The sequence below is a fragment of the Nostoc sp. GT001 genome (assembly GCF_030382115.1).
GTDB lineage: Bacteria > Cyanobacteriota > Cyanobacteriia > Cyanobacteriales > Nostocaceae > Nostoc.
The window spans coordinates 2,373,093-2,393,845 of the sequence record NZ_JAUDRJ010000003.1 but is presented as its reverse complement, the minus strand read 5'-3'; the positions used below and the strand labels follow the sequence as shown (position 1 = coordinate 2,393,845).

Annotated in this window: 16 protein-coding genes; 7 read left to right on the top strand and 9 right to left on the bottom strand. The window is 41.0% G+C overall.

The genetic code is table 11. The features are described from left to right. Positions 1–12 precede the first annotated feature (12 nt). Positions 13–1,944, top strand: coding sequence for a DMT family transporter (locus QUD05_RS13095; RefSeq protein ID WP_289796432.1), 1,932 nt, complete (start codon positions 13–15; stop codon positions 1,942–1,944). A gap of 451 nt (positions 1,945–2,395) precedes the next feature. On the opposite strand, the gene QUD05_RS13090 is transcribed toward QUD05_RS13095, so the two are convergent. Together QUD05_RS13090 and QUD05_RS13085 are read right to left on the bottom strand one after the other, a co-directional pair. Then, the gene (locus QUD05_RS13090) at positions 2,396–3,940 is read right to left on the bottom strand and encodes an ArnT family glycosyltransferase (RefSeq protein WP_289799954.1); all 1,545 of its coding nucleotides are present in this window, start codon (positions 3,938–3,940) and stop codon (positions 2,396–2,398) included. Positions 3,941–3,962: 22 nt separating this feature from the next. Continuing rightward, positions 3,963–4,124 carry a hypothetical protein gene (locus QUD05_RS13085; RefSeq protein ID WP_289800145.1) on the bottom strand — a complete coding sequence of 54 codons (162 nt, stop codon included), beginning with the start codon at positions 4,122–4,124 and terminating at the stop codon, positions 3,963–3,965. A gap of 2,772 nt (positions 4,125–6,896) precedes the next feature. Here QUD05_RS13085 and QUD05_RS13075 point away from each other — a divergent pair. Next, positions 6,897–7,106 carry a hypothetical protein gene (locus tag QUD05_RS13075; RefSeq protein WP_289796430.1) on the top strand — a complete coding sequence of 70 codons (210 nt, stop codon included), beginning with the start codon at positions 6,897–6,899 and terminating at the stop codon, positions 7,104–7,106. 406 nt (positions 7,107–7,512) lie between these two features. Here the strand turns inward: QUD05_RS13075 and QUD05_RS13070 are convergent, their stop codons facing one another. The 3 genes from QUD05_RS13070 to QUD05_RS13060 form a co-directional block, all read right to left on the bottom strand. After that, positions 7,513–7,941: a C6orf136 family protein gene (locus tag QUD05_RS13070; protein WP_289796429.1), complete on the bottom strand. Its 429-nt coding sequence runs from the start codon at positions 7,939–7,941 to the stop codon at positions 7,513–7,515. A 12-nt stretch (positions 7,942–7,953) separates the two neighbouring features. Beyond that, on the bottom strand, positions 7,954–9,108 hold the full coding sequence (locus tag QUD05_RS13065; protein WP_289799953.1) for a glycoside hydrolase family 10-like protein: 1,155 nt from the start codon (positions 9,106–9,108) through the stop codon (positions 7,954–7,956). A gap of 180 nt (positions 9,109–9,288) precedes the next feature. Then, positions 9,289–10,107: a DUF1206 domain-containing protein gene (locus QUD05_RS13060; protein ID WP_289796428.1), complete on the bottom strand. Its 819-nt coding sequence runs from the start codon at positions 10,105–10,107 to the stop codon at positions 9,289–9,291. A gap of 209 nt (positions 10,108–10,316) precedes the next feature. Here QUD05_RS13060 and QUD05_RS13055 point away from each other — a divergent pair, with 209 nt between their 5' ends. Both QUD05_RS13055 and QUD05_RS13050 read left to right on the top strand, forming a co-directional pair. After that, positions 10,317–11,180, top strand: coding sequence for an alpha/beta fold hydrolase (locus QUD05_RS13055; RefSeq protein ID WP_289796427.1), 864 nt, complete (start codon positions 10,317–10,319; stop codon positions 11,178–11,180). 306 nt (positions 11,181–11,486) lie between these two features. Beyond that, positions 11,487–11,942, top strand: coding sequence for a pentapeptide repeat-containing protein (locus QUD05_RS13050; protein ID WP_289796426.1), 456 nt, complete (start codon positions 11,487–11,489; stop codon positions 11,940–11,942). Positions 11,943–12,178: 236 nt separating this feature from the next. On the opposite strand, the gene QUD05_RS13045 is transcribed toward QUD05_RS13050, so the two are convergent. Next, complete coding sequence (locus QUD05_RS13045; protein WP_289796425.1) at positions 12,179–13,036, bottom strand: sulfite exporter TauE/SafE family protein; 858 nt, start codon at positions 13,034–13,036, stop codon at positions 12,179–12,181. Between the two features lie 226 nt (positions 13,037–13,262). Here QUD05_RS13045 and QUD05_RS13040 point away from each other — a divergent pair, with 226 nt between their 5' ends. Both QUD05_RS13040 and QUD05_RS13035 read left to right on the top strand, forming a co-directional pair. Then, positions 13,263–13,448 carry a hypothetical protein gene (locus tag QUD05_RS13040; protein WP_289796424.1) on the top strand — a complete coding sequence of 62 codons (186 nt, stop codon included), beginning with the start codon at positions 13,263–13,265 and terminating at the stop codon, positions 13,446–13,448. Beyond that, positions 13,445–14,629: an anion transporter gene (locus tag QUD05_RS13035; RefSeq protein ID WP_289796423.1), complete on the top strand. Its 1,185-nt coding sequence runs from the start codon at positions 13,445–13,447 to the stop codon at positions 14,627–14,629. The genes QUD05_RS13040 and QUD05_RS13035 overlap by 4 nt, the downstream gene beginning before the upstream one ends. A gap of 230 nt (positions 14,630–14,859) precedes the next feature. On the opposite strand, the gene QUD05_RS13030 is transcribed toward QUD05_RS13035, so the two are convergent. Next, positions 14,860–15,551 (bottom strand): IS1 family transposase gene (locus QUD05_RS13030; protein ID WP_289794349.1). Its coding sequence is split into 2 segments (ribosomal slippage): positions 14,860–15,227 and positions 15,227–15,551, totalling 693 coding nucleotides; the frame shifts between segments, so codons are not numbered across the junction. 70 nt (positions 15,552–15,621) lie between these two features. Between QUD05_RS13030 and QUD05_RS13025 the strand changes: the two genes are divergently transcribed. Then, positions 15,622–16,950: an IS701 family transposase gene (locus QUD05_RS13025; protein WP_289796422.1), complete on the top strand. Its 1,329-nt coding sequence runs from the start codon at positions 15,622–15,624 to the stop codon at positions 16,948–16,950. A 199-nt stretch (positions 16,951–17,149) separates the two neighbouring features. Here the strand turns inward: QUD05_RS13025 and metK are convergent, their stop codons facing one another. Together metK and QUD05_RS13015 are read right to left on the bottom strand one after the other, a co-directional pair. After that, positions 17,150–18,424, bottom strand: coding sequence for a methionine adenosyltransferase (gene metK / locus QUD05_RS13020; RefSeq protein ID WP_289796421.1), 1,275 nt, complete (start codon positions 18,422–18,424; stop codon positions 17,150–17,152). A 262-nt stretch (positions 18,425–18,686) separates the two neighbouring features. Continuing rightward, entirely contained in the window at positions 18,687–19,691 is a 1,005-nt protein-coding gene (locus QUD05_RS13015) for a phosphoribulokinase (protein WP_289796420.1), read from the bottom strand. Between the last annotated feature and the right edge of the window lie 1,062 nt (positions 19,692–20,753).

Genomic DNA, 20,753 nt, shown 5'->3' with positions numbered 1-20,753 from the left:
TTAAATTTCCTAATGAATCTATCCGATCAAACGAAGATAGCCCTTGCTTCATTATTTGTAGGTGTCGGTGCCATATCTTTTGGCTCTATTTTCGTAAGATTGAGTGAAACTGAACTTAGTCCCAATGCCACTGTATTTAATCGCCTTTGGCTTGGTAGTGTGGTCTTCTTGCTCTGGCATGGATACAAGACGATTCGTCAGCAACTTTACTTAGAAAAACCTGTACAACAGCAGCCCTACACTAGTCAGGATCTGTGGCTATTGCTTGGTGCTGGTATTTTTTGGGCTGCTACTTTAGTCTTCTTGGCTTGGTCACTGACTCAAACTAGCGTTGCGATCTCTAGTGTCTTACATAATCTCGCCCCCATATTTACTAGTTTAGGGGTGTGGCTATTATTTCGTAAGGGTTTTGAGAGCCAATTCCTGATTGGGATGGTCATCGCCCTTGGGGGAGCGATCGCCATTGAATTTGAGGAACTGCAAATCGCTACAGACGAAGCTCAAGGGGGGTTTGCTGCGATCATTTCTGCGGTTTTCTTGGGTGCATACCTGCTAATCGTAGAAAAATTACGAACCAAATTTTCTCCCGCCACAATTCAGTTGTGGATCTGTGCGATCGCGGCTTTAGCCATCTTCCCCATACTTTTGTTCACTCAAGCTCAGATTTTCCCCTCTACAGTCAGTGGGTGGCTTTGGGTCATTTCTCTAGCTCTAATTTGCCAAGTTTTAGGTCATGGGCTTTTGACCTATAGCCTTGCTAGGTTTTCTTCTGTGGTTGTCTCCTTGGTGCATCTATTAGAGCCAGTATTTAGTGGCATTTTCGCTCTTGTAATATTTTCAGAAAAATTAACTTTCTCAAATTGGGTAGGTTTTGCTGTAGTTTTAATCGGTTTATACTTAGCCATATCTAGCCAAGCTACTCTTAATTTGCCGTTCCCGGAATCTGTCAAAACTATAGTTAACACTTTCGTTAAAAGTATGACGCTCAAACTGTCATTACTAAAGCAACAATTCTCCGAAACACCAGCTTTATTAGGAGCTATCTCATTATTTGCTGCCCTAATTCCCATATCTTTAGCACCATCTCTGGCAAAATTGTGTCAACAAGAAATTGGTGCAAATGCTGTAGGATTTCATCGCAGTTGGATCGCCGCAGTCGTCTTTGGGCTGTGGAATGCACTTGAGGCTTTGCGTCGTCAACAATCTGATCATCAACCTATAGAACCGAAGCCTTTTACAAAACAGGACGTGTGGCTGTTATTGGCAATGGGAACTGCTGCAACTACCTCCCTATTATTGTGGGCTTGGTCACTAAGTCAAACTAGCGTTGCTAACGTGGCTTTACTGTCTAATTTGAACCCGTTATTTGTTGCTGCGGCTGGGTATCTGTTATTAGGTCGGCGCTTCGATAACAGATTTGTTATTGGTATGGTCATAGCGCTTTTAGGAGCGATCGCCTTTGAATTTCATAAAATGCAATTTGCAACTGACCAAATACTTGGTGATGCGCTAGCATTTTTAACCGCGATTTTTATCGCCACCTATTTGTTGCTGATAGAACAACTCCAAACCCGATTTACGACCGCAACCATCATGCTTTGGCGTTGTGGTGTGACTACAATATTTCTGTTACCTATCCTCCCATTTATCGAAGAGAGATTATTTCCCTATTCTTGGATGGGGTGGTTTTTCATTATTTTTCAAGCTCTCTTCTGCCAAGTGTTGGGTCAGGGACTTATAACTTATAGTCTCAGCAGACTTTCATCAGGCATCGTCGCCGTTACGCTTCTCCTCAATCCAGTCCTGTCTTCCATTTTTGCTTGGTTCATTTTTTCAGAACAGGTAGGCTTGTTTGACTGGGTAACTTTTGCCGTAGTTTTAGCGGGTATCTATCTAGCCCAATCTAGTCAATTCACAGTTCAAGTAACGAACGAAGGCTCGTAGCATCATAACATCTAGTACCGCAAGGCGGAAGTCAAAAGTCAAAAGTCAAAAGTCAAAAAGTTTTAATTTTGGGCTTTCTGGCTGTAATGAAATAGTAGGTTTATTTCCACCTACCTCTACTAGTAGGCTAGTAGCATCATAACAGCTAGTAAAAGTTCATTTATCTATAGGAATAATAAATAATATCATGTCCGCTTGATTGCTTATTAAACCCGAAGAACCCCACCCCGCCTGCGGGGAGGGGGTTGGAGGTGGGGTTATTTTATTATGGGTAATTTGGCGGACATGATATAATTTGCTATTCGATTTGCCCGCAATCTTTGGGTAGTTTAGGTTAATTAATATCAATGTTTTATGGGTTTTATGGTTGATCAACGAAATATCTCTAAATTATTTGAAAGTTTGGATATCTAAGATAATCTACTATTCAATATTCATTAGATGAGGATAATTAATTTTTAGTAATCAGAGTAAAACCGTTGGCTACTCCTATAATTTTACTACCAGTTAAATCGATTTGCTGTAAAGCCGCATCGTCTAATAGCAAATAAGATTTATTAGATAACATTTGTTGTAAAATTGGCACAGTCGCAGCAGTTACCTTGCGATCGCTATAAAAGTTCAAACTCGGACGATTATAAGCAAAAGAAGTGTAAATTTGTGTTCCTGGTGAAACATTTGCTCGAATTAATTCTGCTACTGGTTTAACTGGAAAAGCTTCCTTTAATTCCCAAATCCATGATTGCGAACTCATTAACAGTGCTAAAACTAAGTACATCCCAGAAAATAACACTGGAATAAAGTTGCGATCGCGTTGTCTAATTAACCATACTGCGATGCTCATACTTATTGCCAAAACAATACTCATGATTATTAAAGTAGGCTCTTTCTTTGCAAGAATAAAGTAAACACAACCTCCTAAACCAGCAATAGCGATAATAGCCAGAAATATTGTCAAACTTCGCACCTTAAAATGACCATACTGCCAAATGTCGCTAAGTTTAGCACCAATTGCCAAAGCTAAAAATGGATATACAGGCATAACATACCACGGGAGCTTAGTTCTCATTAAAGAGATAGTTCCTAAATAAATGATTGTGCCAATAATAATTAAACTTCCCCAGGAAGTATGACGTTTTTTCCAAGCTAAATAAAAACCTCCTGTTAAAAATAATAGCCAGGGAAAACTATACTTAATTAACTCAATTAAATAGTACCAGGGTGGGCCACTATGACCTTCAACAGGTTGTGTAAGGCGATCAAAGGTTTGTGTTTGAAAGTTCACTTGGAAGAAAGTTTCGCCATAATGTTGCCATTGAGCAGCAAACCAAGCGATCGCAGGTGCATTTCCTAATAACATTCCCACTAATAAATAAGGGCTTGTTAACAAAGCAAACTGCCGATCTGCAATCAGGAATAAACAAGCGATCGCTCCTAGCGGCAAAACTATCATCCCTTTCGTGAGAGTGATTAACCCTAGACAAAATCCCACACCTAGAGCATACCGACGATTCTGACGTGCTTTTAGCAAACAAAATAACAGCAGCAAGAAAAAGGTAATAGTTGTACCATCTAGCATTGCTAGCCTTCCGTGACGCAGCACAGGCAACATTGTCAGGTAAACTAAAGCGCTAAACAGAGCTGGTAAACTTTGGTTAAAAAGCAAACATCCCACCAAGTAAAGCAAAGGCACTCCCAAGGCAGTTAACACTGCACCCGGTAGACGTGTTGTCCACTCATTCACGCCTGCGATCGAGTAAGTCCAAGCAATTAATAAGTGCATCAGGGGTGGCTTATTATGATAAGGTTCTCCTCCCAAGGTGGGGTAAAGCCAATGCATTGAACCAAATGGGGCACGCCAAATTTCACGGGCAACCTGTGCCACAGTACCTTCATCCCAATCTCGCAAAGGGGAGTTTCCCAAAAATATCAGCCATAGAAATAGAGATATTACCAGTAGGCTAAATAACCATTCTTTTTCTCGGAATAGACGCATATCTAAAATCGGGATAATCATCTCAAACCTCCAGGATATCCCCACTAAAGCTTGCTTTATATGGCATCATAGCAGCTTCGGAATCAACCAAAAATGGTAGATTTTCTTTAATGGTGGCGATCGCTTGCAACACAGCATCTCTGTCTGTTTGTGCCAATGTTGCACTAATTGGGGTCGTAGACACAGAAATCACTCTCCAGTAAGTTTCTTTAATCTAGAGTGCCTACATATACAACTAAAATTTCCATTCACACAGCAAAGCTGGTTATCGTAAGAGTGTTCCAAAAAATAAATGATCCAAAACCCGTCATTGCGTTCGCGTAGCGTCTCGTAGAGAGCAAAGCGAAGCAATCGCAAAGACTGAGATTGCTTCGCTTCGCTCACAATGACAATTGGGTATTTTTTTACTTAGAGTACTCTAATAAAGACTGATTGGGCGTTAACTGGCTCTCAAAACGGCTGTAAACAATTTGGGTTGGATACCAACAAGAAAACCAGTATAAATCTTGAATAACTTTGCAAGAATTACTCTCATCTGCTAACTCAAAGTGAACTAGAGCTAAATTATTCAATCCAACTACCTCTCGTCCCTCCTGAAACCAACGAGATTTCCAAAAAATCAGGGGTTGTAACCATTTCCATTTGGCATTTTCGGCTCGTTTCCAAGGAGCTATCAAGGATAATATATCTGCTGTGTAGGTAGAAGTCTGAACGCTGTTTCGAGGTATCCATTCCAGCACACAATGCCAGTCAGAGTCATTCAGCAGTTGGCGATTATGGTGTAATTGTTTCTCGGAAATTTCTACCATATTGGGTGGGTTGCTCCAGCCTATCCAATGTCGCACTTGTTCTGGGAGGAGCCAATCTTTCAATCGTGTATGAATCAGCCGCGTCAACATCTCTTCATTCTTCAATGCACTAGCGGTTAACTGTACCAAGACGGATTGTAATTTGGAATGGGTGCGTGCATAAGACAAGTGAGCAACAGAACTATAGTGGATATCCCCAGATAGAATCACGACTTGTTGACGTTCCTCAAACAAAGTAGTTAGAAATTTCGCCAGTGCTTCAACATTAATGTTCCAGGCATCTCCAACATCTGTTGAAAAAACTTTCTCCTGTTTTAAGTGCCAATGATGAATCCAATCAATCACTTGTAATCCAAATACATTTGTGGGCGCAATCACAAATGTAGTTTGAATCTGAGTTTGTTCAACTAGTTCTTGTAAAGGTAAAACTAGTTGTTGCTCAAAAGCTTTTGGACACAATAACATTGGTGGGGCAATTGGTTTTTGATCGGCTGGATAACCCCGCCATGTACGTGTATCCAGCACAATTACTTCATGGCAATCGCTGCGGACTATGTAATGCCAAGTCAGCGCTTCAGGATCTCTATCCAGAATAAATACTGAACCGTCTCGGACTAAAACAGGTAAACCTGTAGCGGGATCGTTGGCTGGCATACCTACATAACGAGCGATCGCCTGATCAGCCTTTGCATCTGTTCCTTGAGAAGCTGACCAAGCTTGTGCAGCCGCCAACAGCTTTTCACCTGGTTTTCCTTCTGCAAATTGCCCTGGTGTATTGCCCCATCCTTGAAATACTGTATAGGCTAACAATGCATTTTGGACTATTCTTCGCCCTAATGGCCGCCCCAGGACTCGCAAACACCAAGCTTGGTTCAAATTCCAGTCATCACTAACATCATGGTCATCAAAGATGCTGTGCATGGGGATATTGGCAAGGGCGCGGCGCACTTTCCAAAGAGTATAGATAAATTGTCGCAAATGCTTAACTGCGCGATTCCAGTCTTTGATAGCATGGCGATCGCGTGTTACTTGCTCTCCTTTGGGAAATGTTGTTGGCCAGCACACTGGCGACCAAGCGAGTAAATAAGTAGCGTAATATTCACCCAGACTGAAAAGATGACTGTTGACTTTCTCAGCTTTATTATGTAACCCTGCGGTCAAACCAGCTTGAGTTGTCGCAGCATCAGCACGTTCTCCAGGTGGTAGCTGCTGGGGAGTGCAGTACACTCCATTCACCGGAAGTCGTTCTTCCCAACCCAAGAGGGCATCACCAAGAGTAGTGGCAACCCACAACGATGGATCTGCTACATCATCTCCATAAATTTGATCTCCCGTGAGAAACAGCTGATGAGGGCGGTGCTGGGGTTGATTTGCTGACGCCTGAATCATACTGTCGAGAATTGGCAATGCATCAAACCCATGACCATGAGGTTTACGGCAGGAAGCATGGACAATTTGCAAATCTTGAAGACGGTTTGGCGGTAGAGCAAAGGTTGGTTTTTGATGATCGAAGTAGCTGATGCTAACTGTAGGAGAGGAGTTTGAACATAATGCTTGTTGCAGAGTTTCCGTGGTTTGGTCAGGAACAGTAAACTGGAGGTCGTATGCATAGATGCGACCTCCAGTTAGGCGATGTCCAATTGTAGAGCGAGCCGTGATGGCAACTACATGAAGATACTTACCCAGAGCAAAGGTAGAGCGTTCTCCCTCCAAGAAGCAATTTCCTATTGCTTCACCATCATTTGTTGTGTCATAAACCTTAAGTTCTACCTGACAAGATTGTTTTAGTGCCACCCATACTGTCACAGACTCTGGCTCAGTATGTTTGAGGATTGGCCCNCCTAAAATCAGTGGCAGTTCTTGTAAAAACTTGTCTCCAACTTGATACTTCATTGCAAACAGTTGACAGTGACAGTGTTTTAGATGTGTTACTTTGCTCCTAAATTGGTAGCCCCAACTCATCTAATTACCAATCATGCATCAATTCTCATCTGTTTAACATCAGTTCATAGCGCAAATTGATTGCAGCCTAAAAGCTCAGGGAGGAGCAAGACGCCCATCCTATAATAGTGATTATTTGAGTTAGGGAACTCCAAGAAATAAATTATTCAATATTGTGGGGTGGGCAACATGAGCGCCCAGTCGATATGGCTCTCGTGTCGCCCACTCCACAGGAGTTAATTGAATATTTTTTTATTTGGAAGTCCATTGAAGATGAATGGTTACATCTCAAGCGTGACGAGCTTGCTGGTCAAGTTTTTGAAGATGAATATGAGTTAGCGATCGCTATTATGGATGGTATAAATCATAGAGCCAAGCAAGGTCAGTATCAAGTTGAGCGTTTTACGTTTAATTAAGTTGAACTACTTATAAGTTCAATTAATGACCTTTTGCAAGGTTCGTAATCGTTTGTAAATAGACTTTTCTGTCTGCATCTTAATATTTTTAAGCCAAGGGTAAAAGGTGGAATTAGGGACTTCCAACTAAAAAAATATCCCATCGCTGTCTAGGCAGGGGAGCATACTTCTCTACGAGAGGCTGCGCCAACGACTACGCTCAGTAACCGGGGGGCAGGGGGAGAAAGAAAAATATTATCTGAGTAAATTGGATAATTTATTTTCTGGAAGTCCCTTAAGCCTTTTACCTGAGTTATCGCGTTTACTAATCACATGAGGTACATCATAGTCCCCTCTCGAAGAGCGGGGGAGTTGGGGGTGGGGTTCTTGTACCTCACTCAACTGAGAACCGCTATATAATAGCTGACTAACTATCTCCTTCCCTTTGCCAAAACTGCCGTAAAATCTCCCCTGGCTTTCTATCCCAGGTGTCGATATGCTCGTATATCAAATTATCTTGATTGAGTTTATATGTTGAATAGCCATTAAAAAGCAACCCTGCTTTCCAGGGAACGCGCAACACTCCCCGCACCGTCCACTTTGCTAAAATCGTGTCTTCGGCTGACTGATAAACCTCATGTACATCAAAGTGAATTTGGGTAAAAAATAGCCGAGCGTGAAATCGTAAAGTCCAAAATATAATGCGATAATTAAATTTGTATTTGAATGTATTCACCGGATCTTGAAAATAGATATCCTGTGTATAAATTTGATATGAAATATCTTTTTCAAAAAGTGTCGGTAAATCCTCTTTTAAAGTCTTAATTACATGTTCCACCGAAAATTGAGATTCCACGCGCCTTTTCCCTTAAAAAATCTTTTTTAACACCCTTTGCAACCCTGGCCAAATAGAAGATGTTTTCTTGTGACTCACACCACCCGCACTCAAATCTGACAGAGTGGGAAATGATGCAGATTTAGCGTAAGGCCCATTTCGCAAAACTTTAGCTAGGGTATTATTATTTTCGCGCAAACCTTCGTAAAAAAAGAATACCTCTCCTTGAATGCCAAGTTGACGATTGTATTCAATTGCCTGCACCAGATATTCTGAACTAATACAGTAAGAGCCAAGCTTCATCAGTATTCCTGGTGCTAACTTGGGCAGTATCGCATCTGTGAACTGCTGGTTTACCAGTTTATCAGCGATCGCAGCGTAACTCCTAAAGTCACGGCGATAAATCTGCGGCTGAATCATATCAACAATTCCCCGCTTCAGCCATGTGGGTGAATCTTGCAGATATTCCTGGAATGCCCAATCATAGATATTAGGTGCGATCGCTACTAATAAATTAGGATTCACCGCTTTCACTTCCTGGTAGAGACGCGCCAAAAACTCACTGAGAATATCTGCACGCCACTGTAACCATTGCCTATCCTTGTGGTTCTGTGGTGGATTGCGATTAAATTCCTGGCAATAGCGGCTGACAGTTCCCTCATCATAGCCACCTTCAGAGGGTAATGCTGGCAAGCGATCGTCTCCTTGAACACCATCCACATCATAATTCTTTACAACTTCCAGTACCAAGTTCAACAAGAATTCTTGCACCTGTGCATCGAGGGCATTCAACCACTCAAAGCCGTTTTTCTTCAGTAAGTTGCCGTTACAATCACGTGCAGCCCATTCCGGTTTTTTCTGTAAAAGTACACCACCATTCAAATTGTAGGAACTGGCAAAACCGTATTCAAACCAAGGAATGACTTTCAACCCAACTCGCCGCGCCTCAACTACCACCTCTTCTAAAGGGTCACGGTCTACAGACATCGGGTCAATTTCGACTCCAAATGTCTGCTGCATTATTTGACTAGGATATAAAGTTACTGCCTTATTCCAAACAACGGGAAACACCACATTAAATCCCGTTTCGGCGAGCAAATCCATCGCCTCAGCAATGCCTTGCTTTGACCTGAGAACCTTACTATCAGTAGTAGTCAGCCAAATACCACGGGTTTCTATTATTGCCATTTCTTTGAAGAAGAATTCAGGAGTCACAATTCAGGAGTCCGAATCAATTAGTAGACTAAATTTTCTTGTTTTGTAGGGGTTTTAAACCCGATTATTCGTCCGCCAATCGTACAGAATACCCAACTGAATTCTGACTCCTGAATTCTGTTTGATAAATTGAAATTCTCGACACTGCACCATCTAAACATTGACTAGCCGACGATACCGCGCCTGTATTATTGTGTAAATCCCATAGGCAACTAAACCTAGTGCCACAATACCCAAAAGCCATGCTCCATTAGGCTGTTGCGCTAGCGTCTGTAATACTTCATCCAAACCTTCAGCGGTAGCGGCGTTTGATTGTCTTGCAGCTTCAATTAAAAACCAACCGATAATACAAAATACTATACCCCGTGCTGCTAAACCAAATCTGGAAATCCTCATTACCCATTGGGCTTCTGTGTTGCTTAATTCAGTTAAATTGAGTTCTTTACGAAATTTGCCACTAAAAGCTTGATAAAACTGATAGAAACCTAGAGCAATTACAAACGCCCCCACAGTTCCAACTAACCATTCACCAAAGGGTTGAGAAAGCAAACGTGCTGTCGAATCTTCAGTAGAATCACTACTATTTTTACCGCTGCCTGTACCCATAACGATTTGTACAGCACTTAAGGCTAAACTTGCATAAATCAAGCCATTAACTGCGTAACCAATTCGTATTGCTAAACCTTTGGCATCATTACCTTTATTTTCTGGGTCTTTAATTGCCTGTACAAAACGCCAGATTACGTATCCAATCAAGCCAATTGCAACTAAAGCCAGCAAAAATTGACCAAATGGTTGGTTAACGATTGTTTGGAGAGCACCTTGGGTATCAGTTGTTTTACCACCACTGCCAAAAGCCACTTGTGCTGCCAGTAGTCCAACGATACCGTAAACTACTCCTTTGGAAAGATAGCCAAATCGTCCCAGTCGCTCAACCCACAATGAAGCATGGTTTGTCAACTGTTGTGTCATGGTAGTTGGGAAGAATTATTATTATTTACCTTTTATCAAAATTTACCCACGATTCACATCTACCTCAAGACAAATTGTCTAATATTTTTGCAAAAAAGCACTATCGTAATACTGTCTTTCAATAGATGTGAGGCTGCTCAAAATAATATTACAGTTGCTAAGTACAGTATTATTATTTAGTATTTTTTAATGCTAAATTTGGATTAATTATGTCTCTAATAGAAACTTATTGTAAACACGAATATATAACTACCAATGGGGCAAAACTACATTACGTTACCCAAGGTGAAGGTCCTTTAATGTTGATGTTGCATGGGTTTCCTGAGTTTTGGTACTCTTGGCGGCATCAAATACCAGAATTTGCCCAAAACTTTAAAGTCGTCGCCCTTGACTTGCGTGGCTACAACGATAGTGATAAACCAAATGAGCAATCAGCTTATGTAATGGATGAATTTATCAAAGATATTGAGGGAGTAATTAAAGGATTAGGATACCAAAAGTGTGTATTAGTTGGACATGATTGGGGAGGTGCGATCGCTTGGAATTTTGCATACACTCACCCCGAAATGTTAGAACAATTAATTATTCTTAACCTGCCTCATCCTGCCAAATTTGCCCAAGGGTTACGCACTCTCCAACAGTTGCAGCGAAGTTACTATATCTTCCTTTTTCAACTACCCTGGATGCCAGAATTATTCTTACAATTTTCAGGCTACCAAGCAATTGAAACAATTTTTAAAGGTACAGCAGTTAACAAGAGTGCTTTCACTCAAGCCGATATTGACGCATATAAAAATGCTGCTGCAAAACGCGGTGCCCTCACAGCAATGTTGAACTACTACCGGAATGTTTTTCAGCAGAGAATGCTTAATCCAAATTGGGGCGTTCTGAAAGTGCCAACACTGATGATTTGGGGAGAAAATGACCCTGCACTCGGCAAAGAGCTAACCGACGACACCGGAGCCTATGTCAGGAATTTCCAAATCAAGTACATTCCAAATTGTGGTCATTGGGTGCAGCAAGAACAGCCGGAATTGGTTAATCAATATATGCGAGAATTTCTGAGGAATTAAACTGAATCATCAATTGATAAGTATAAATACTTCTCTAACTATCTATAGAGAAGTAGCGCCAGTTTTTTATTTTAAAAAGATTTAATAGTAATTTAATACTGGCATTTTTTGAGAAATTTTTGGTAAAAATAGCCAAAAAATCGGAATTAATGGCATTTTTGACATCACTTTTATCTGTGTTTCAGATCACAATTAACTTGTCAGGAGATAGATTGTCACAAGAGAGATTGACCTCACGAAGTTTAGTGAGATAATAGAGCTGTGAGGGACAGAACGGACGCAACTTGATTATTAAGGGGGAAAATTATGAAACTCCAGCTATTAGCGGCCATTGCCTTAGCAACTCCCCTATTTTTTGCTAGCTCGGTTAGAGCTGAGAATCCACAGGATTTACAAAAGCTGCTTTCAACTGGGGAATGTGTTAAGTGCGATCTATCAGGAGCTAACCTCAGTGGCGCTCATTTGATTGGTGCTGATTTGAGAGGCTCGAAACTCCAAGGAGCTAACCTTGTAGGAGCTAACCTCGAAGGTGCTGACTTAACTGGTGCAAACTTGGCAGGTGCTAACCTAACATCTGCTTATGTAACCAATGTGAATTTGAAGCAAGTTAATCTCAACGGAGTAAATTTTACTCGTGCTACAATTCACGATTCTAATGTGTATCAAGCATCAATGAACGATCTAAATCTTACTGATGCGGAAATATTTAACACTGGAATTGGGATTGGTGGAGAAGACGCTCAAATTCCCGATTGGAAATAGACCCAACTGAGTACACAGGTAAAAATCAATACAACATAGGTTTTGGCGGGTTTTAAATCAAATAAACTAGTTTTTTGCGAGAATTATCCTTAAAACCTGCCTCTACAAAAATATTAAAATAAATGAAACCCCTCTGCGCTGTAATCACTTTACTATGGTAAAAGCAGAGGGGGTTTCTTATGGGCATTGTGGCCGATATCTACACAAAAAGTGCAATCAAAATCTGAAAAGCTTTGTTATTTCCCATTAGAAGACTTTACTTTGTGAAAGACCCGAAACGCCGATATATTCAAAATTATCCCTAGTGTTACCTTTAGTATCCTTGGTGGAACAATACCGACAAGCATTCCTCCGATTATGGCTCCAATCACCGAGCCAACTCCCATCGGCGCTATAGTATTGCCCAAGAGTGTACGATCTGCAAATGCACCTCGACTAGCATATTTGATAACCCCTACTAGTACAGTTGGTAAGCTAACGATAAGACTGGCTGTACCTGCTGTTTTAATATCTGCACCAAAAGCAAAAACAAGTGTTGGGATGATCACTTCACCCCCTGCAACCCCAAGTAAACTGCTTACCAGCCCAATTGCTAGACCAAATAAAATACCTGCTGGAATACGCCAACTTAAAGCAGGCGGTAAAAAAGCTGGTATTTGTTGAGGTAGAAAACCCTCGACTATTAGGGCAATACCAATCACTACTAATAACATTAAGATGATGCGCTCAAGCTGTTCGTTTGAGAGCCTTCCTGCGATCGCTGCCCCGAAAAAGGCTGTGATAACCGCTCCAGTTATCAAGGAGAAAACCACAGGAAGTAATGGAATAACTTGACTCAAAGAAAGTGTACTGCCCCGGATTGTCAGAGAAGCAGCGATCGTAATCAAGCTGACAGCTAGGTTCAAAGGTATGGCCTGCCGCACTGAATAGTTCAATGTGCCAGCCAGGACTGGCAGTCGAAACTCTGCACCTCCTAAGCCAATCAGCCCGCCTAATACCCCAATTGGCACGGCGTAGAGAAAGGATAATCGGAAACGACGAACTTGCAAGCTTGTAGTTGTAGGCTTTAGTGCAGACGAATTATTCTTTTTCATTAATTTCCTGCTTAGGTGCTTTTCTCGTCAAAGCTATATATATCAGGATTTATTAATAAAAAAGAGGGTTAGATAGGTGAATAGGTTGTAATTAAACATTTAACCATGCAGGTAATCTGCTAGCTGCAACTCTCGCTGCTTTAGCAGGTTAATTTATTACGCGCAAGGCTAGATTTTGGGTGTGATTTCCGTGTCAATGGTAACTTATTTGACTANNAATGTAGGGATGCTCAACACTACCATTGGTGTTGGTGCTGGTTACAATGTTGGTTTTTTGATTCTAGCAGCGATGCCTGCTGCGGGCTATGCCTACGCAGTTGTGGCTTTGGCAGTTTTTTGGTTCTGTGTACCTGAAACAAAAACAGGAGTTAATAGAAAGGCATCAAATCAAAAGAATCTAGCGAAATCATGATTGTTTTCAAATCCATCATCATTGGGCTGACTTATATAGGTTTGGGTTTAGGATATCTCCCTGGTTTGCGGATGAACCGAGCCAGTATTGCTTTAGTTGGTGCAGCTTTGCTGATGGCATTCGGGGTATTAGACCTCAAAGAAGCATGGCAAGCAATAGACTATAAAACGCTGATTTTCCTGTTTGGCATGATGGTAATCAGCACAAACTTAGCTTACGCTGGTTTTTTCCAGCTAACCCTTGATACAGTTACACACTTTACCCGTAGCCCTTTGGGTTTGCTAATTGTTTTAACTTTTGGCAGTGGAATTCTCTCGGCTTTTTTTCTGAACGATACCATCGCTCTAATTTTGACTCCTTTGGTTCTCGGTTTAACCCAAACTTTGAACCTCAATCCGATTCCTTACTTACTTGCTTTGGCGGGAGCAACTAATCTGGGTTCAGTAGCTACATTAAGTGGCAATCCACAAAATATTCTAATTGGTTCGTTTTCTGGTATCAGCTATCTCGATTTTGCGAAAGCATTGACTCCCATCGCATTAGTAAGTTTGTTGATCCAAATTGCGTTATTGTGGTGGCTTTATCCTGATGTCCGTTCTACTAAGTCTTGTCCGAGTGTAACCCCAGTGCGTTACCGCATATTTAAACCGTTGCTTACTAAAAGCCTATTGATAACAGGAGGACTATTATTTACATTCTTAATTGGCATACCCCCAGCCCAAGCAACACTCGTAGCTGCCAGTTTACTGTTTATTACTAGGCGAATCAAACCGCAACGAGTTTTAAATAAAGTAGATTGGGATTTATTGGTGATGTTTTCTGGACTATTTGTTGTTACCGCTGGAGTAGAAAAATTAGGAATATTGAATTTATTTAGCGGTTTAGTTTATACTCCCTTGAGCATATTAGGAATTACTGCTCTGCTTTCAAATTTAGTTTCTAATGTTCCAGCAGTATTATTACTACAACATTTACTTCCCCATCCAGACACGAAAACCTGGTTACTATTAGCAGCAGGATCTACCTTAGCAGGTAATCTAACTTTATTAGGTTCAGTTGCTAATTTAATTGTTGCTGAGGCTGTTGCAAAACTTGGTTATCAGTTATCATTCTGGGAACATCTACGTTTTGGTCTACCGTTAACTGTCCTGACTCTCATCCTGACTTATTTTTGGATTTAGTCATTTGTCATTGGTCATTTGTCACTTGTACTGAGTTTCGACTGCGCTCAACTACCGCGTAGTCGTAAAGCCTGCGGCATAGCTTCGCTTCGGGCGCAGCCTCTCGTAAGAGAAGTATTGGTCATTTGTCAACAAGTCTCCGGGACCCTGAACTATCCCTCTTCTGTCACTTTCCGGGTATTCTGAATAAAAGAATAAAAAAATAAGGCGTTGCATAATGGCGGTATGAATCATACTGAAACTGGAACATCCCAAAACTTGAGATAGTGAAGTAGCAATCGAATCGAGTATTTCAGCATTTGTGCTGATTTGGAATAACATAGCGTTTTTCGATGCAATCGAGCGAGATAGTGGCGCAACCGGGTGTTTTCCCCCTCAACTCGTGTCATGTAAGTCTTGCTCACAATCTGGTCGCCCTCTGGAATAAAGCCTGGATAGACCAACCATCCATCCGTGACATAGAAATAGCACTGCCAAGTACCTACAATATCCCATAACGGTCGAAAAGTTTCGGCGCTATGGTCGCCCAAAACCCACGCTAAAATACCTTGTGTGAAGTGGTTCACTGCTGTCCAAAGCCAAACTTTGTTTTTTTTGAGCCGACGAACGTTTCTAGTTCATCGAGTTCGCCAACTTCTGGAATTGTCTCTGGATCATAAACATCAGGTAGCAGTTCTCCTACAAGTTTTACCCAAGTAATCAATGTCGTGTGATGCACACCTTTGACCCGTTCAATGCCACGAAATCCCATACCATTAACGTACATTTTCAGGCATTCCCGTTTCACTTCATCACTGTATCCTTGAGGTGGTTCGTACCGATCAATAAATTGGCGATCGCAATTACAGCAAATGTGATTCTGTTTACCTCTTTTATTTCCGTTCTTACGGATATGAGACGACCCACAACGCGGACATTCCATCCAGTTTTACCTCAATTCATACCGCCATTATGCAACGCCAAAAATAAAACCCTGAAAGGTAAGTAGGTCAATGGATGTAGAATTACAAATCTTGAAACATTTGGCAAGAGATGCTCACCCAACAGTTGCCACCATAGATGAATATTGTGCAGAGTATAAAGACCTGTTTAGAGAAGTAAGAAATTATGAGTGCTTCAAATATTTACATCTGGGAATAATGTCCCAAATTCAAAGAAAATCATTACCAGAGATAGCGAAAGTTGTAAGTATTAACTCAGCTCAGTCATTACATCATTTTCTAGCCAATTCAGATTGGTCAGTAAATAAGTTAAAACAACGAAGATTAAATAGATTGAAGAAAGAATTAGATGGTCAAGCAATTACAGTAGTCATAGATGAAACCGGAGATAGAAAAAAAGGTAAAAAGACTGATTGTGTGGCTAGACAATATTTGGGAAGCGTGGGGAAGATAGATAATGGGATAGTTTCAGTTAATGCTTATGGAGTTTACTCTAATATAACTTTTCCATTAATTGTAAAAGTATTTAAACCAAAAGGAACACTAAAGGAGTCAGATAAATACAAAACGAAAATAGAGTTAGCATCAGAAATTATTACAGAGCTAATTGAATCAGGGTTTAATATTGAATTAGTACTGGCTGATAGCTTATATGGTGAAAGTAGTCAATTTATTAGAAAAATAGCTGAATATAATTTAGCTTATGTTGTATCAATTAGAAGTAATCATGGAGTTTGGTTGCCAGCAGGAGAAAGGGTTAGGGCGAATAAATGGTGTAAATTTGAGAGAACATTTAGCAATCAAAAATCAGAAGTTAGATACATTAGGGAAATAATTTATGGTAAAAAAAGAGCCATAACTTACTGGGAAATAACTACTGATCCAGAAACCATGCCAGAAAATTCTACTTCTTTTGTGATGACAAATCTTCAAGGTAATCTCAAGAAAACTTTAGGCGACTTATATGGATTAAGAACCTGGGTAGAATATGGTTTTCGGCAGTGTAAACAGGAACTAGGCTGGACAGATTACCGTTTCACCAATTTCCAACATATTGAGAGGTGGTGGGAGATTATTTTTTGTGTTTACACGATGATTAGTTTAAATTCTCCCGCCTTCTTAGGCTTAAATCAATCTCGTCAAATTGAGACTGAGGCAGAAGAAAATAGTGATGTTGATTTTTCTAATCATCCGCAATGGAACCGCGAATACGGATGGAAAAATACTTTAAATAATCTGCGTCTAATTATCCAACCACTCTTACTATTTTGGTTGATTTATCCCTGGTTAAGCATTTTCCCTAATTCACACTTATTGCTAGGATTCAATCATTTAATTGCTGCAATGAATCAATTTAAACCTGGTTATGGTTCTGGATAATTTAACTTATTTACTACTTGCTTATTCCGGAAAGTGACAGAAGAGGGATAATATGGGTAGAGTATTCAGAATTTAGAATTCTGACTCCTGTTTTATTTTTCGATATTCAGGTGGTTACTAAAAAATAAGGGTATTGTAACTTGTTAAGTTGCCAATACCCTCATGTAGATAAACTAAGTTTTGACAGTAGCGTATAAGTCTAAGTCAGTGCCTGAGCAACTGCTGCCGAAAGTGACTCATTTGCTGCTTGCTTCAACAATTCGGCTTTATCGGTCTGTTCCCAAGGCAAGTCTAAATCAGCCCGCCCAAAATGACCGTAAGCCGCGACGTCCTGATAAAAACGTCCGCCTCGTTCACTTGGTAAGTTGCGTAAGTTGAAGGTATGGATAATCCCTGCTGGACGGAGTTCAAAGTGTTTGTTGATTAATTCCAGTAAGGTTTCTTCATCCACTTTGCCAGTACCAAAGGTATCCACTAGAATGCTTGTTGGTCGTGCTACACCGATAGCATAAGATAGTTGGATTTCAACTTTTTCTGCCAACCCAGCGGCGACAATATTTTTCGCGACATAGCGAGCCGCATAAGCAGCAGAACGGTCTACTTTCGTGGGGTCTTTACCAGAAAAAGCGCCGCCACCATGACGTGAATAGCCACCGTAGGTATCAACGATTATTTTCCGTCCTGTCAGACCAGAGTCTCCTTGAGGACCACCAACGACAAATTTGCCAGTGGGGTTGACTAAAAAACGTGTTTCGTCATTAGGTTTAACGTCAATGTCGCCAAAAACAGGTTCGACCACTGCTGACCAGAGGTCTTGTTTAATTTTGGCTTGTACCGCTGCCTCATCCGTAATTTCCCCAATACTGGCTGTATGCTGGGTGGAAATTAGAATCGTATCAATACCTACGGGGCGTCCATCTTCGTAGACCACAGTTACTTGGGTTTTACCGTCAGGACGCAGGTATGACAATTCACCTGTTTTACGAACTGCTGCCAATCGGCGAGCAATGCGGTGGGCGAGACTGATGGGTAAGGGCATCAGTTCTGGTGTTTCGTTGCTGGCAAAGCCAAACATTATACCTTGATCGCCCGCACCAATTTTATCGAATAGCTCATCACTATCTTGCTGGCGGGTTTCTTGGGCGGTGTTAACGCCTTGGGCAATATCGGGTGATTGTTCGTCTAAAGCCAGCAGAACGCTGGTGCTGTTAGCAGAAAAGCCATTGTCGGCATTGGTATAACCAATTTCGGCAATTTTTTTCCGGGCGAGATTGACAAAATTTACATTAGCTTTGGTGGTTATTTCACCAGTGATTAGCACCAAACCAGTATTAACTACGACTTCAGCGGCGACACGACTGCTCGGATCTTGTGTCAATAGGGCATCCAGAATAGTATCAGAAATCTGATCGCAGATTTTATCTGGATGACCTTCGGTGACTGACTCAGAGGTAAATAGATATCGACGAGACAAAGGAAATTCCTCCATCGAGAGTTTTTTTGTTAACTAAATGTGAGTATTTAGTTTAACTACTAATTTCTGAAATCATAACAATATTTATACTTCAGTCGTTAGTATCTTCTTGATATTGATAAAAACCACTAACTATAAGGTAAATATCCGTAAGTAAGATAAATGTATGCTAATTATTTTGCAGCTAAAATGTATTTAATAACACAAAAAAAGGGGGGTACCCGGAAGCGCCCCCACAAGCTTTGACACAAACACTGCTGCTTTAAACCTGAATCGCTAACTTTGCTTCCGTAGCTGTCAACCGCTCATAAGCAGCACGCATCTTCAAACCTGTAAGCACTTGGAAGAAACCAGTTCCATTATTGGAACCTGGATACTCGCGGTGCTGGAGTAACAAGTGAGTCAATTCACCCTGATATTTGGTGGATGTATTGCTGAGATGGGTTTCGATGTAAATGACTTCTTCCAAATTGTCAAATTGACCATCCACCTCTAGTACTGAGACATAGCGGCCGTAGTAAACATCTGAACCGTAGTACAGTTGCATACCAGGATAAGAACATGTCAGCTTGCGTCCACAAGGAGTCCAATTAATTGTTGACCCTTCATCAAATAGGTAGGTTGGATCGAACCCTTCCTTACCTTCCCGCTGGAGCATACGTACCCGTAGGACTCTGCGCTCGGTGTCGTTTTTGATCAAGTTTGTGGGCAATACCTGGAGAACCACATCGGCGAATTCTCTTTGCGGTTCGATAAACTTTTCAAAGTCAGGTTTGCGGGAATTGATTTGCGCTAACACATCTTCGTAGCGATGACCGCGTTCAGCCATATCTCGCTGGATTTTCCAGGCAATTTTGACCTCATCGCTAATGTCAAAATAAACACTGAAGTCGATTAGCGATCGCACCCGCTCATCATATAAAGGATGCAGCCCTTCAACAACTATAATGTGATTCGGCTCTACCCGCTCTGGCGGATCGATCAAGCCGGTTTCGTGGTTGTAAATCGGCTTATCAATAGCTTGACCACTTTTGAGCGCTTTAATTTGCTCATACATCAGGTCAAAATTGTTCGCCCTGGGGTCTAGCGCCGTTATCCCCGTTTCTTTGCGCTGTTTGCGATCCAACGAGTGATAGTCATCCAAGCAGATGACTGTCATTAAATCTTCACCAAACAAATCTATCAAACGACGCAAAAACGTAGATTTACCGCAACCAGAGTCTCCGGCTACTCCAATCAGTACCACGCGTTCCGGCTTACTTGTCATAAATCTCCTCTAAAATACTAAAGTTGTGTCAATAATTTTTCACACAGCAGATTCTGAAGCCAGGAGTTTACCCCTTTGGTTTATCCTGCGTTCTTGCTACCTAGCACATCTATAAGACACCAAGCGGGTAGGCAACAAAGTAATTAAGTTGCTACTCGTCGGACTAGCCTGAATGTTGGTGCCTAGTAAGTATTTAATCCTAGTGATATATTTGATTTTAACAGAAGGGGGTATCCCATACAAGATTGCTGTCAAGAAGAATTAGCGTGGTTCCTCAATCATTTTTTTGTTAATTTAGTTGTTAATTTAAAAATGGGGATCAGCACTGCTCATCAGCGTTGCACCTTTATCAGTCTGCTACTTGTGACTCTATAGAATCAAGACTATAAAGTATAATTTATTATTGCCGCAAAATTGCCGCAAATTTTCTAATGTTCCTAAATTGTAATTCCTGCTCGACAATACTTAATATATTCAAAGCAAAAATCTATCCAACGAATGAGGAAATAACTTACATTACCCAAATTGTTGGCTGTAAATTTATGAATATGCTCATATAGAAGCGTTGACGTTATGGCAAAGTACTGATGCAAGGTTGACAGATTTTTCACATCAAGTAAAACTAATTACAGTTGCTTAAATTATCATTGTCCATCTCGTGATATTTGTGGCTGGAGTTGTCCTAGTTATGTAATTGTCCATAGATAGGTAATGAAGATAGCTAACAACATTCCAGAAGAGTAGTAGATTTGGAGAAGTAAAACCAATCGGAAGAAAACCTTCCTTTCTTGGCATTCTCCGATTTAAACCCCTGGAGTAAGCAAGCACAAGGGAAGCTTTTGGAGGTAAATAGAGCGGTGGAAGCTACCGCTCAAAGTAGCCCTCCGAGAATATCTACTATTGTGATATTGTGAGTTGTTCATAGGGTACTAAGGTAAAAAGCTATCTCCCTGATGGGGGTGGTAGTTAACGAAAAAAAGATTAAATTGATTCATTATTAACATTCTCCACAAGACTTCTCCTTTACCTTAGAAGGTGAACAGGTGTGTTTTTTGCTATGCC